Annotated in this window: 12 protein-coding genes; all 12 read right to left on the reverse strand. The window is 69.1% G+C overall.

Going from position 1 to position 13,005, the window contains the following annotated elements:
- Positions 1–12 precede the first annotated feature (12 nt).
- Positions 13–1,731, reverse strand: coding sequence for a proline--tRNA ligase (locus tag Q5923_RS01015; RefSeq protein ID WP_009279203.1), 1,719 nt, complete (start codon positions 1,729–1,731; stop codon positions 13–15).
- Between the two features lie 87 nt (positions 1,732–1,818).
- Entirely contained in the window at positions 1,819–2,952 is a 1,134-nt protein-coding gene (gene ispG / locus Q5923_RS01020; RefSeq protein WP_082719558.1) for a flavodoxin-dependent (E)-4-hydroxy-3-methylbut-2-enyl-diphosphate synthase, read from the reverse strand.
- A gap of 10 nt (positions 2,953–2,962) precedes the next feature.
- The gene (locus tag Q5923_RS01025) at positions 2,963–4,339 is read right to left on the reverse strand and encodes a site-2 protease family protein (protein WP_303131546.1); all 1,377 of its coding nucleotides are present in this window, start codon (positions 4,337–4,339) and stop codon (positions 2,963–2,965) included.
- Positions 4,336–5,532 carry a 1-deoxy-D-xylulose-5-phosphate reductoisomerase gene (gene dxr / locus Q5923_RS01030; RefSeq protein WP_009279200.1) on the reverse strand — a complete coding sequence of 399 codons (1,197 nt, stop codon included), beginning with the start codon at positions 5,530–5,532 and terminating at the stop codon, positions 4,336–4,338. The genes Q5923_RS01025 and dxr overlap by 4 nt, the downstream gene beginning before the upstream one ends.
- Positions 5,529–6,500, reverse strand: coding sequence for a phosphatidate cytidylyltransferase (locus tag Q5923_RS01035; protein WP_303131548.1), 972 nt, complete (start codon positions 6,498–6,500; stop codon positions 5,529–5,531). Before Q5923_RS01035 ends, dxr begins: the two co-directional genes overlap by 4 nt.
- Positions 6,497–7,282: an isoprenyl transferase gene (locus tag Q5923_RS01040; protein ID WP_303131550.1), complete on the reverse strand. Its 786-nt coding sequence runs from the start codon at positions 7,280–7,282 to the stop codon at positions 6,497–6,499. The genes Q5923_RS01035 and Q5923_RS01040 overlap by 4 nt, the downstream gene beginning before the upstream one ends.
- A 1-nt stretch (position 7,283) precedes the next feature.
- Entirely contained in the window at positions 7,284–7,829 is a 546-nt protein-coding gene (frr, locus tag Q5923_RS01045) for a ribosome recycling factor (RefSeq protein ID WP_303131552.1), read from the reverse strand.
- 11 nt (positions 7,830–7,840) lie between these two features.
- Positions 7,841–8,560, reverse strand: a complete 720-nt coding sequence (gene pyrH, locus Q5923_RS01050; protein ID WP_009279196.1) for a UMP kinase — start codon at positions 8,558–8,560, stop codon at positions 7,841–7,843.
- A gap of 197 nt (positions 8,561–8,757) precedes the next feature.
- Positions 8,758–9,630: a translation elongation factor Ts gene (gene tsf, locus Q5923_RS01055; RefSeq protein ID WP_303131554.1), complete on the reverse strand. Its 873-nt coding sequence runs from the start codon at positions 9,628–9,630 to the stop codon at positions 8,758–8,760.
- Positions 9,631–9,675: 45 nt separating this feature from the next.
- Positions 9,676–10,437 (reverse strand): 30S ribosomal protein S2, encoded by a 762-nt coding sequence (rpsB, locus tag Q5923_RS01060; RefSeq protein WP_009279194.1) that lies wholly within the window; start codon positions 10,435–10,437, stop codon positions 9,676–9,678.
- A 228-nt stretch (positions 10,438–10,665) separates the two neighbouring features.
- Positions 10,666–11,655 carry a tyrosine recombinase XerC gene (locus Q5923_RS01065; RefSeq protein WP_303131557.1) on the reverse strand — a complete coding sequence of 330 codons (990 nt, stop codon included), beginning with the start codon at positions 11,653–11,655 and terminating at the stop codon, positions 10,666–10,668.
- Positions 11,655–12,986: a methylenetetrahydrofolate--tRNA-(uracil(54)-C(5))-methyltransferase (FADH(2)-oxidizing) TrmFO gene (gene trmFO / locus Q5923_RS01070; protein WP_303131559.1), complete on the reverse strand. Its 1,332-nt coding sequence runs from the start codon at positions 12,984–12,986 to the stop codon at positions 11,655–11,657. The genes Q5923_RS01065 and trmFO overlap by 1 nt, the downstream gene beginning before the upstream one ends.
- Between the last annotated feature and the right edge of the window lie 19 nt (positions 12,987–13,005).

Below are 13,005 nucleotides of genomic sequence, written 5' to 3' on the forward strand. Positions count from 1 at the left end.
ACCGGCTCTCCCCTAGGCCCTTCGCCCCTCGACCATGCCCGCGAGGACGGAGGCGAGCTCCTCGATGGGAACCTCGCTGCGCTCGCCCGTCTCGCGGACCTTGAGCTCGACGTTGCCGTTCTTGATGGCCTTCTTGCCGCAGACCACCTGGAAGGGGAAGCCCATCAGGTCGGCGTCGTTGAACTTGACGCCGGGACGCTCCTTGCGGTCGTCCACCACGACCTCGACCCCGCGGGCGACGAGCTCGCCGGCAAGGCGGTCTGCGACGGGCCAGACCAGCCCGTCGTGCACGTCCAGGGGGATGACCTCGACCTCGTAGGGGGCGACGGAGACGGGCCAGCAGATGCCGTGCTCGTCGTGGTGCTGCTCGACGACGGCAGCCAGGGTGCGCGACACGCCGATGCCATAGCAGCCCATGAGGAAGGGCCTCTCCCTGCCGTCCTCGTCCGCGAAGGTGGCGCCCATCGCCTCGGAGTACTTGGTGCCCAGCTGGAAGACCTGGCTCACCTCGATGCCGCGGGCAGACTTGAGCGCCGCGCCGCAGCGCGGGCAGGCGTCGCCCTCCTGGGCGCTCGCGAGGTCGAGCCACTCGTCCACTTCGAAGTCGCGGCCGGGACGCGCGCCCAGGAGGTGCTGGCCCTCCTCGTTGGCGCCGACGACCCAGCTTGTGGAGTCGCGCAGGGCGACGTCGGCCACCACGCGGACGCCCTCGGCCACGCCGACGGGGCCCATGAAGCCCGCCACCAGGCCCGCACGGGCGAGGTCCCCCGGCTCCATCATATGGTAGTGGCCGAAGGCGTGCTCGGCCTTGACCTCGTTGAGCTCGTGGTCTCCGGGGAGGACGGCCAGGACCAGGCTCCCGTCCTCCGCCTGGAGGGCGACGGACTTGCGGCAGGCCGCCTCCTCGACGCCGAGGAAGGCCGCGAGGGCCGAGATGTTGCCCTCGATGGGCGTGGCGACCTTCTGGAGCCCGCCGTCCCCCGGACCCTCGAGGACGCGGACCTGCGCCGTGGCCGCCTCGGTGTCCGCGGCGAAGCCGCAGGCGTCGCAGTACACGAGCTCGGCCTCGCCGGCGTCCGCCAGGGCCATGAACTCGACGGAGGTGTCCCCGCCGATCTGGCCGGAGTCGGCTACGACGGGGAGGGCGCGCAGCCCGCAGCGCTCGCAGACGTTGGCGTAGGCGGCCTTCTCCTGGTCATAGCACTCCTGCAGCGACTCCTGGGTCGCGCTGAAGGAGTAGGCGTCCTTCATGATGAACTCGCGACCGCGCATGAGACCGAAGCGGGGCCGAAGCTCGTCGCGGAACTTGTCCTGGATCTGGTACAGAGTGACGGGGAGCTGCTTGTAGGAGCGCAGCTCGTCGCGGACGAGGTCGGTGAAGGTCTCCTCGTGGGTGGGACCCAGGGCGAAGCCGCGGTCGTGGCGGTCGGTGATGCGCATGAGCTCGGGGCCGTAGGCGGCCCAGCGGCCGGACTGGCGCCAGAGCTCGCCGTCGGTGAGGATGGGCACCTGCATCTCCTGTGCGCCGATGGCCTCCATCTCGTCGCGGATGATGGCCTCAATCTTGCGAAGGGACCTCCATGCCAGGGGGAGGTAGCTGTAGAGCCCCGCCGCGCCCTTGCGTATCATGCCCGCGCGCAGGAGCAGGCGATGGCTGGCCAGCTCGGCGTCCGCCGGGTCCTCCTTCAGGGTGGGCGCGTACAGCCTCGACATCTTCTCGTAGCTTCTCAACCTGCGTTCCTTCCTTGCTTGCCCTTGCTCCGGACGCTTCCGGACGAGTCGACCAGAACATGATACGCCCCACGAGGGGCAACGTCCCTAAGCCTTGCTGCCGTAGCGCTCCTCGATCTCTCGGAAGAGCTCGTCGACGATCTGGCCCTCGGGCACCTTGCGGATGGGCTCGCCGTTCTGGAAGAGGAGCCCCTGGCCCCTGCCGCAGGCGACGCCCAGGTCGGCGTCGCGCGCCTCGCCGGGGCCGTTCACGACGCAGCCCATGACGGCGACCGAGATGGGGGCCTCGACCCCCTGGAGCCGCTCCGAGACCCGCTCGGCCATGCCGATGAGGTCCACCTGGCAGCGGCCGCAGGTGGGGCAGGACACGAGCTCGGGGTGGAGCCTGCGCATGCCAAGGGCCGAGAGCAGGTCCCAGGCGACGCGCACCTCCTCGACGGGGTCCGCGGTGAGCGAGAGCCTGAGCGTGTCGCCGATGCCCTGCTCGAGCAGGATCCCCACGCCGGCGCAGTTCTTGACCGTGCCCTGCCGGAGCGTGCCGGCCTCGGTCACGCCCACGTGGAGCGGCACGTGGGGCAGCCTGCGCGAGAGCTCGCGGTAGGTGGCGAGCGTCGTGGGGACGGAGTGCGCCTTGGCGGAGAGGACCACGTCCCTGAAGCCGCGCTCCTCGAAGTGGCGCACGAAGGCCTCCGCCGAGGCGACGAGCTTCTGGGGCAGGCTGAGGTCGCGCCTCTGGTCGACCTCGCGGTCGAGAGAGCCCGCGTTGACGCCGATGCGGATGGGGATGCCCGCCGAACCCGCCTCTTCGATCACCGCGTCCACGCGCTCGAAGGAGCCGATGTTTCCCGGGTTGATGCGCAGTGCCGCGGCACCCCTCCTGCAGGCCTCGATGGCGAGCCTGTGGTCGAAGTGGATGTCCGCCACGACGGGAAGGGGGCTCATCGCGCAGACCTCGCCGAAGCCGTCGAGCGCGCCGGCGTTGGGGATGGCCACGCGGATGATCTCGCAGCCCTCGGCGGCGAGGCCCCCTATCTGTGACAGCGTGGCGGCGGGGTCCGAGGTCTTCGTGGTGCACATCGACTGCACCGAGACGGGGGCACCCCCTCCCACGGGGACCCCTCCCACCATGACCCGGCGCGTGAGCTCGCGGGCGGCGCGCGGCTTGGCGCCAGCCCGTCCTTCCGTGGTGTCGGCCGGCCCTTCCGTGACTCTCTCTTCCATGGCTTGCCACCTATCCTATGACGAGGCGGGTGATGTCGTTCTTGAGCGCGAAGACGAAGATGACGAGGAACACCGCGATGCCCAGGTAGCCCACGACCGTCTGCGCGCGGGACGAGAGCTCGCGCCTGAGCGCGGCCTGCACCAGCTCGACGAGCACCTTCCCCCCGTCGAGCGGCGGGATGGGCAGGAGGTTCATGAAGCCCAGCGACATGGAGATCATGGCCACGAAGAGGGCGAGGTCATAGGCCCCCGAGGAGGCCGCCTGGGACGCCATGGCCGATATGCCCACCACCGAGGAGGTGCCCTGCAGGGTCTGCATCGTCCGAGCGGGCGTGATGAGGTCGAGCGCGAAGCGGGCGACCGCGCGCCCATACGAGAGGGCCGCCAGGGCGGACTGGCCCACCCCCAGCCTGACGCGCTGGGTCTGGGCGAGGACACCGAGACTGCCCAGCCCCTCCCCGACCTCGACCCTGACGGTGGAGGTCGTCCCGTCGCGCAGGTAGCTCAGGCTGAAGTCCTCCTTCGCTCCCAAGGCGGCGTCCAAGGCGGCGGAGAGGGACCTCCAGTCGCTCACGGGAGTCCCCGCCACGTCCACGATCGCGTCGCCTCCCCTGAGGCCCGCGGCCTCGGCGGCGGAGCCCGCGGTGACCCCTGCGATCTGGTTGGAGTCCACCACGCCCTCGACCCCCACGAGCGAGAGGGCGGCAGTGATGACGAGGAAGGCCAGCAGAAGGTTGACGAGGGGGCCTGCGACGAGCGTGGCCAGGCGGGCGAGAAGCCCCTTGCCGTGATAGGTGCGGGAGAGCTCGCTTGCGAGGAAGGCCTCCGCGTCGTCGACGGGACGCGCCTCTCCCTCGCCCGTCGTGCCCGTCGCCTCGAAGTCGTGCCCGCGGTCGAACTGGGTGAGGAGCATGGCGTCGCGGCGCTGGGTCTGGAATCTCTGCGGCCAGTCCGCCTGGCCGGGCCTCTCGCCCAGCTCCGGGTCATAGAGGGGGGCGATGGCGGCGAGGTCCGCGAGCGAGCCCAGGAGGGCATAGGCGCGGTCCTCCTCGATGGCCAGCTCCTCCGCCACCTCCCTCGCGCTGACCCTGCCCCGCCGCTGCACCAGGGAGAGGCAGGGGGCCAGGAGCTCGTCTTCCAGGGGCTCCATGCCGCAGATCCTCGTGTAGCCGCCCAGCAGGAGCGGGGTCACGCCGAACTCGCAGCCGATGCGCGGCGAGCGCCACGAGAGCCTCCAGCGGCTGGGCATGCCGAGGAAGAACTCCGTCACGCGCATGCCGCAGGCGCGCGCGGCGAGGAAGTGGCCCCCCTCGTGGACGAACACGAGGAGCGAGAGCACGAGGACGCCCCAGAACGCGGACGAGAGGACCCCGACGGCGGCGCTCATCGCAAGCCCTCCAGGACGCGGTGCGCGGACGCGCGGGACGCGCGGTCGACCTCCTCGAGCTGCTCGACGCTCTGGACGGGCTGGACGCTGGCAGCGTCCATGACCTCGCGGACCACGCGCTCGATGTCGAGGAAGCCGCACTCGTCCCTGCGGAAGGCGAGGTTGGCGACCTCGTTGGCCGCGTTCATGACGCAGGGGAGCGTGCCTCCCGCGCGTCCCGCGCGACGGGCGAGGCCCAGGCAGCCGAAGGCCCCCTCGTCGGGACGGGAGAAGCTGAGGTCGGGAAGGTCGCGGTACTCCACGCGGTCCGAGGGCGTCTCCCAGCGCTCGGGGTAGCTGAGGGCGTACTGTATGGGAATGCGCATGTCGGAGGGGCCGAGCTGGGCCTTCACGACGCCATCCGAGAACTCGACCATGGAATGGATCGTGCTCTGGCGGTGGACCAGGACGTTGACGTCGTCCACGTCGACGTCGAAGAGGTGGTGGGCCTCCAGGACCTCGAGGCCCTTGTTCATCAGAGTGGCCGAGTCGATGGTAATCTTGGGCCCCATGGACCAGGTGGGGTGCTTGAGGGCGTCCGCCGCCGTGACCTTGGCCAGCTCGTCGCGGCCCATGCCGAAGAAGGGACCGCCCGAGCAGGTGAGCCAGACCTTGTGGACGTCGCACCTGCGCTCCCCCACGAGGCACTGGTAGATGGCGCTGTGCTCGGAGTCTATGGGAAGGAGACGGCCGGGCTGGGCGAGCGGCATGAGGAGGTCGCCCCCCACGACGAGGGACTCCTTGTTCGCGTAGGTCAGGATCTTGTGCGCCCTGAGCGACTCGTGCCCCAGGCGGATGCCGGCGAAGCCCACGAGGGCGTTCACCACCACGTCCACGTCGTCGAGCCAGGCGACCTCCTCGAGGGAGCGGCCGCCCACGCGGAGCTCGCAGCCCCGGGGCAGGCCCTCGAGCGACGCGTCATGGGCGTGGCCCTCGTCGCTCACGTACACGTGCGAGGCACCGAACTCGCGGGCGGCGCGGACGGCCAGGTCGCAGGACGAGTGGACGGAGAGCGCGGTCACGCGCAGCTTGTCGGGATGCTTGCGGCACACGTCGAGGGTCTGGGTCCCGATGGATCCCGAGGCGCCCATGACGGCGACGCGCAGAGGCCAGCGCCGAGGGGAGCTCGGGGCCGTGTCCTCGAATATGTTCACAGGATTCCTCCCATACGAAGGACGAGGTAGGCCGTCACGCAGCCGAAGAGCATGGAGTCAGAGCGGTCGAGGAGGCCGCCGTGCCCGGGCATGAAGTCGCCCGAGTCCTTGACGCCCACGCCTCGCTTGATGCGCGACTCGAAGAGGTCTCCCACTACGGCGATGGTACCGACCAGGAGGCCGCCGGCAAGGGCGAGGGGGTAGGTCACGCCCCTCACGCCGAGCAGGGCGAGGAGGCACCAGACGAGGACGCTCGAGGCGAGGCCGCCCCAGAAGCCCTCGAAGCTCTTGTGCGGGGAGATCCTCGGCGCTAGCTTGTGCCTGCCGAAGCGCGTCCCCACGAAGTACGCCATGGCGTCGTTGAGCCAGACGGAGCCCATGACGCCGAAGGTGAGGAGGCCTCCCGAGGAGCCGGGGTCCGTGCTACGGATGAGCACGACGCAGGAGAACGTGAGCGAGGTGTAGACCGGCCCGAAGGCCGTGAGGGCCACGTCGGATATGTTGGCGCGCGGCGTCGCGACGTACCAGAAGGCGCAGGCGACGAGGAGCAGGACCAGGACCAGGAAGAGCCCCTCGGTGCCGAGCAGAAGCGCCGCGGGCGGGAAGAGCACGGACGCCGTGAGGCCAAAGACCTCGTTGGGCATGCGCCCGCCCATGCGCGCCATGTGGAAGAACTCCGAGCAGCAGAGCCAGGCCATCGAGGCGACCAGCGCCGTCGTGGGAACGCGCCCCCAGAAGAGGACGGCCACGATCACGACGAAGTAGATGGCGCCGGTGGTGGTGCGGGTCAGGGCCTTCTCGGTCCACCCCCTGGCCAGCTGCCCCCTCAGCTCGCCGGCGACGCGCGCGTCCTCCTTCGAGCGACGCTTGCGCTCGAGCCAGCTGATCGCCCGCTCTATGCCGGTCGTGCCAGGCGCCGTCTCCTGGGGGGAATCCGAGGAGGGACGCCGTTCCTCTTCCCCGCTCACTTGGCCTCCACACCCCCGAAGCGACGCCTGCGCGACTGGAAGGCCCTGACGGCACGGAGGTACTCCCAGCGGTCGAAGTCGGGCCAGTAGAGGTCAGTCACGTAGAACTCGGTGTAGGCGAGCTGCCAGAGCAGGTAGTTGGAGAGCCTAAGCTCGCCGGAGGTCCTTATCAGGAGGTCGGGGTCGGGCAGGCCCTCGGTGTAGAGCCTCGAGGCGAGAAGCCCCTCGTCCACGTCGTCGGCGCGCAGGCTCCCCCGCTCCACCTCCTGGGCGACCTCCCGCGCGGCGCGGGCAATCTCAGCGCGCGAGCCGTAGTTGACGGCCAGGGCGAAGGTCATGCCCGTGTGGTCCGCGGTCTCGTCGAGGCCCTGTTGGAAGACGTCGAAGGTCTCCTTGGGCAGGGCGGAGAGGTCGCCGAAGAAGCGCAGGCGCACGTTCTCTTGGTGGAAGAGCGGCAGCTCCCTGACGAGCGTCGTCGCGAAGAGGTGCATGAGGAGGTCGACCTCGCTCTGCGGCCTCTTCCAGTTCTCCGTGGAGAAGGCGTAGCACGAGAGCACGTCGACGCCGAGCCTCACACTCGTGGTGACGGCCTCGCGCAGGGAGTCGACGCCGGCCACGTGCCCTTCGGGGCGGCTGAGGCCGCGCGCCTGGGCCCAGCGGCCGTTGCCGTCCATGATGATCGAGACGTGGCGCGGCACCCTCGAGAGGTCAACGTCCCTCAGCGAGACGTCCTCCGGGGGCTTCGCGTAGTATTCCTCGAGCTTTTCCTGGTCGATGATCAAGCTAGATCTCCATGACCTCGGCGGTCTTGGACTTGAGCATCTCCTCGACCTTCTCCACGAAGCTGTCGGTCACCTTCTGGATGGACTTCTTCTCGCGCGCGACGTCGTCCTCCGAGAGCTCCTCGTCCCTCTCCGCGCGGGTGTTTGCGTCGCGACGCACGTTGCGGATGGCGATCTTTGCCTCCTCCGCGTACTTGTTGCAGTCCTTCACGAGCTCGCGGCGGCGCTCCTCGGTGGGCTTGGGGAAGGGCAGGCGGATGGAGATGCCGTCGTTGGAGGGGGTGATGCCGAGGTCGGAGGCCTCGATGGCCTTCTCGATGGACTTGAGGGCGGTCTTGTCCCAGGGCTCGACCACGAGCATGGAGGCCTCGGGGACCTTGACGCCGGCGAGCTGCGTGATGGGGGTCGCCTGGCCGTAGTAGTCGACCTTGATGCCGTCGAGGACGTGCGCGTTCGCGCGTCCGGTGCGCACCTTGGCGAAGTTGCCCCTCAGGACGTCGAGGCACTTGTCCATGTTCTTCCTGGCAAAGTCGGTGTACTCGCTCATGTGTGGCTCTCCTATTCGTCTACTACGGTCGTGCCGACGCTCTCGCCGCGGAGCGCGCGGCCGAACACGTCGTCTCCCAGCAGGTCGAAGACCATGATGGGCATGTGGTTGTCATGACAGAGGGCGGTTGCCGTGGCGTCCATGACCTGCAGGCCACGGTTGAGGACCTCCATGTAGCTGATGCTCTCGAATCGCTTCGCGTCGGGGTTCTTGACGGGGTCGCTGTCGTAGATGCCATCCACCTTGGTCGCCTTCATGAGGACTTCGGCGCCGATCTCGCAGGCGCGCAGCGCCGCGGCGGTGTCGGTGGTGAAGTAGGGGTTGCCGGTGCCGGCGGCGAAGATGGTGATGCGCCCCTTCTCGAGGTGGCGGATCGCACGGCGGCGGATGTAGGTCTCAGAGACCTGGTGCATCTCGATGGCGCTCATGACGCGGCACATCATGCCGCTGTGCTCGAAGGTGTCCTGGAGCGCGAGGGAGTTGATGACGGTGGCGAGCATGCCCATGTTGTCGCCCTGAGCTCGGTCCATGCCCGCCGCCGCACCCGAGAGCCCACGGAAGATGTTGCCGCCACCGACAACGATGGCGATCTGGACGCCGGCGTCATAGGCCGGCTTGACCGCCTTGGCAATGAGCCGTGGGACCTCGGGGTCGATGCCGAAGTCCTTGGAGCCCATGAGCGCCTCGCCCGAGAGCTTGAGAAGCACGCGCTTGTACTTGTAGTTATCCAAGATGTGACCTCCAGAGACAGGCAATCGCTAGGGCCCGACGGACGTCTGACCCCACTGATTCTAACAGAGGGGAAGACCCTACCTGCGGCGCAGGCTGCCGGGGACGGCGAAACGGCGGGAACCTTGATGAGAAAAGGGACCCGTGCCGAGGCACGGGTCCCAAGGTTCGCGTCTGTCCTGGCAGGAGGTCTCCCGGCCTACTCCTCGCCGAAGGCGAAGCGCTCGAAGCCCAGGATCTGCACGTCGTCGCTCACGGCCTTGCTGACGCCCTTGGCGAGCTCGGCGATGGTCGTGGAGGAGTCCTTGATGAACTCCTGCTCGGTGAGGACGCACTCCTTGTAGAACTTCTCGAGCTTGCCGACGGCCATCTTCTCCTGGATGAACTCGGGCTTGCCGGACTCGGCCGCCTGGGCCATGTAGATGGCCTTCTCGTGCGCGACGACGTCTGCGGGGACGTCCTCGCGGCGCGCGGCGACGGGAGCGGAGGCAGCGACCTGCATCGCGACGTCGTGGGCGAAGTTCTTGAACTCGTCGGCGGTGGCGGTGGCGTCGTTGGCGAAGCCGAAGGAGACGATGTCGCCCAGCTTGCCTCCCAGGTGGATGTAGCTGGCAAGGGCGCCGGACTCGACGGAGACACGCTTGAAGCGGGCCACCTTCATGTTCTCGCCGATGACGTGGATCATCTCGGTCAGCTCGTCGGCGACGGTGGCGTCACCCATCTTGCAGGCCTTGAGCGCCTCGACGTCGGCGGGGTCGTTCTCTGCGACGACCTTGGCGAGGTCGGCGGCGAAGCCGGTGAACTTGGGGTTGGTGCCCACGAAGTCGGTCTCGCAGGTGAGCTCGAGGATGGCGCCGAGCTTGCCGTCCTCAGAGATGTAGGTGGCGACGGTGCCCTCGTTGGTGTCGCGGCCGGCGCGCTTGACGGCCTTGGCGACGCCCATCTTGCGCAGGACGTCGACGGCCTTCTCGATGTCGCCATCGGCCTCGACGAGGGCCTTCTTGCACTCCATCATGGGGGAGTCGGTCATCTCGCGCAGCTGCTTGACCATAGCGGCGGTGATCTGTGCCATGTTGTGCCCCTCCTTTGGGGATGTGAGTCTGCGGAAAGGGAAGTGCTACTCGGCCGCGGGGGCCTCGACCTCGACGGCAGGGGTGGTCTCGCCAGAGGCCATCTCCTCGACCGAGATCTGCTCCTTGCCGGAGCCAGCCAGGACGGCGTCGGCCACGAGCTCGCACATGAGGTTGACGGAGCGGATGGCGTCGTCGTTGGCGGGGATGCCATAGTCGATCACGTCGGGGTCGGAGTTGGTGTCGAGCAGGCCGACCACGGGGATGTGCAGGCGGTTGGCCTCGCGGATCGCGATCTCCTCGCGCTTGGTGTCGACCACGAAGAGCGCCTGGGGCAGGGCCTTCATGTCACGGACGCCACCCAGGTTGCGCTGGAGCTTCTCGAGCTCCTTGGTCAGGACGGCCTGCTCCTTCTTGCCGCGGGCGGCCATGCGGCCGTCCTCCACCATGGCCTCGAGCTCCTCCATGCGGTCGATGCGGGAGCGCATGGTCACGAAGTTGGTGAGCATGCCGCCGAGCCAGCGCTGGTTGATGAAGGGCATGCCGCAGCGCTCGGCCTGGGCCGCGATGGGCTCCTGGGCCTGCTTCTTGGTGCCGACGAAGAGGACGCGGCCGCCCTTTGCGGCGGTGTCCTTGAGGAAGGTGTACGCCTTGTCGGCGTCCATGACGGTCTGCTTGAGGTCGAGGATGTAGATGCCGTTGCGCTCGCCGAAGATGTAGGGCTTCATCTTGGGGTTCCAGCGGCGCGTCTGGTGACCGTAGTGGCAGCCGGCCTCGAGCAGGGTGCGGATGTTGATCTTGACAGCCATGTCTAACCTCCATTGGTTTGGCCTCCGCGTGAGGTCACCCCCGCTGGGGCCACCCTGGACTTGGCTGTTGTCCCGGGCACCGTGGCCTGCGAGTCGTCACGCGTGTGATATGGATGTCGTGCGAGCACACGACAGCAAGTCATAGTACCAGCTCTGGCATGAGGATGCCAGCAGGAATGCGCGCTCGCACACACGATGCCCACCGGGGTCCCGCGGGATCGGACGAGGCTACTCCCCCCTGGGATGGGCCTGCCTCGCGGCGTCCTTGAGCCTCTGGGCCGAGAGGTGCGTGTAGATCTGGGTCGTGGAGAGGCTGCTGTGCCCCAGGAGCTCCTGCACGCTCCTCAGGTCCGCGCCGCCGTTGAGGAGCTCGGTCGCGAAGCTGTGGCGCATCGCGTGCGGGGTGAGGCCGGCGTCGAGCCCCGCCTGCGCGACCCTGCGCTCGAAGGTCGTGCGCAGGGCGTCGGCGCTCATGCGCCTGCCCCAGGTCGAGAGGAAGAGCGCCTTTCCCGCCGCCCCCCGTCCCCTTGCCGCAAGCAGCGGACGGGAGCGTTCGAGATACTCCTCGAGCCGCGACACGGCAAGCCGGTGGACGGGGACGATGCGCTCCTTCGAGCCCTTGCCGAAGAGCCTGGCCTGTCCCTGCCCGAGGTCCACGTCCCCCAGGTCGAGCGCCGACACCTCGGATATGCGAGCGCCGGTGGCATAGAGGAGCTCGAGGAACGCACGGTCCCTCATGCCCAGCTCGTCGTCCTCGCAGACGTCGAGCAGGCGTGAGACCTCCTCGTCGGACATGGTCTTGGGCAACGTGCGCGCGAGCCTTGGGCTCGCGAGGGCGGCGGCCACGTCCTGCTCCACCTCGCCCTCCCTGAGGAGCCAGCGGTAGAGGCCGCGGATGGCCGAGAGCCTGCGGGCGACGGTCCTGCCCGCATAGCGCGCCTGGGCGAGCTCGGCCATGTAGGAGCGGAGCTCGCGATGGGTCACGCGGAGGGGGTCGACCCCCTCCCTGCGGCACCACGAGGCGAAGGAGCCGAGGTCGCTCGCGTAGCCCCGCGCGGTCTGGGGCGAGAGGTTCCTGAGCTCTCGCAACTGCGACACGAAGTCGCCCACGAGCCGTTCGAAGCGGTCCTGGGCGGCGTCGCGCGACGCCGCCGGATCCTCGGCCGCCCGCGGCGGCGGGGCGCCTCCCGTCTGTCGGGCTGGGACGGGGCCGCCCACTACGAGAGCGCCCCCGCGAAGAGCTCGGGCCTCGTCGCGAGGTAGGCGTCGAGGTCGCGCCGGGCGCGGTCCGCGTATGCCCGGTAGCGCTCCCTCTTCTTCATGCGGCCGCCCCCAAGGGGAGGAACCAGGCCGAAGTTGACGTGCATGGGCTGGTAGGGCTCCGTCTTGGGGTCGGTGGCGTAGCTCACGAGCGAGCCCAGGGCACCCGTGCGCGGAAGGCCCACGCGTTCGTAGCCCCTGAGGTCGGCGAAGCTGTTGAGCGCGGCGAGGAGCCCCGAGGCGATCGCCTCCGTGTAGCCCTCGGTGCCCGTGATCTGTCCCGCGAGCCTGCAGCTGGTCCCCGGGATGGCAAAGCTGCCGTCCAGCACGCGCGGGCTGTCGACGAAGGAGTTGCGGTGCATCACGCCATAGCGGAAGAACTCCGCCCCCTCGAGCCCGGGGATCATGCGGAAGACCCTCTTCTGCTCGCCCCAGGTCAGGTTGGTCTGTAAGCCGACGAGGTTGTAGGCGGTCCCCTCGGCGTTCTCCGCCCTGAGCTGCACCGCGGCCCAGGGCCTCCTGCCCGTCGAGGGGTCCGTGAGTCCCACCGGCTTGAGCGCCCCGAAGCGCAGCGAGTCCCTGCCCGTCCTCGCCACCTCCTCGACCGGCTGGCAGGCGTTGAAGAGGTCGCTCTGCTCGAAGTCGTGCGAGAGCACGCGCCGCGCCGCGACAAGCTCCTCCCAGAAGGCCTCGTACTCCTCGCGGCCCATGGGGCAGTTAAGGTAGTCGCCCCTCCCCTCCTCCTCGTAGCGGGACTGCGAGAAGACCTTGTCCCGGTCGAGCGACTCGGCGTCCACCACGGGTGCCGCCGCGTCGTAGAACGAGAGGTGCTCGCCGCCCAGCACGTCGCAGAGCCTCTGGAAGAGCGCGTCGGAGCAGAGGGGGCCTGCGGCGATGACGGAGGGCCCGTCGGGGATGTCGCGCACCTCTCCCCTGCTCACCGTGATGAGGGGGGAGGACTCGATCGCCTCCGTCACGAGGGCGGAGAAGCGCTCTCGGTCCACGGCGAGGGCGCCGCCGGCGGGGACCTGCGCCCTGCGCGCGAGCCCCAGGAGGACGGAGCCCATGGAGTCGAGCTCCTCCTTGAGGAGGCCCGCGGCGCTGTCGTGGCGCAGGGACTTGAGGGAGTTGGAGCAGACGAGCTCGGCGAAGCCGTCGCCATGGTGCGCCGGCGAGCTCGCGAGCGGACGCTGCTCGCAGAGGGTCACCTCGACCCCCCTCCGTGCGAGCTGCAGCGCGCACTCGCTTCCCGCCAGGCCCCCTCCGACCACCGTGACCCTGTCTGCCACCGCACGACCCCCCTTCGCC

Source organism: uncultured Olsenella sp. (genome assembly GCF_959602185.1).
GTDB lineage: Bacteria > Actinomycetota > Coriobacteriia > Coriobacteriales > Atopobiaceae > Olsenella_I > Olsenella_I phocaeensis.